Origin of the sequence: Pantoea sp. GbtcB22, assembly GCF_019091025.1 — a bacterium.
Lineage (GTDB): Bacteria > Pseudomonadota > Gammaproteobacteria > Enterobacterales > Enterobacteriaceae > Pantoea > Pantoea leporis.
The window spans coordinates 1-242 of the sequence record NZ_JAGXKB010000691.1 but is presented as its reverse complement, the minus strand read 5'-3'; the positions used below and the strand labels follow the sequence as shown (position 1 = coordinate 242).

Annotated in this window: 1 protein-coding gene; it reads left to right on the top strand. The window is 58.7% G+C overall.

The window, feature by feature from the left end:
* The coding region (locus tag KVT28_RS26390; protein WP_217551251.1) for a TolC family protein at positions 1 to 242 on the top strand (242 nt) is incomplete at both ends.

The following is a 242-nucleotide window of genomic DNA, read 5'->3' as shown; positions in this document are numbered from 1 at the left end:
CAGATTGGTTCAGCCGAACCGGGCCCCATGCCAACGCTGGATTTGTCCGCCTCAACCGGTATGTCAAACAGCAAATATGGGGGCAGTCGGGCCAATCAGAGCGCTGGCAGCACCGATTCCATCACCGGTTCTAACCAGGCTGGCTTGAGCTTCACCATGCCACTTTACAGCGGCGGCTCGGTCAGCTCGCAGGGGAAACTAGCGGAGTACAACTATGTCGCGGCCATCGAACAGCTGGAAGG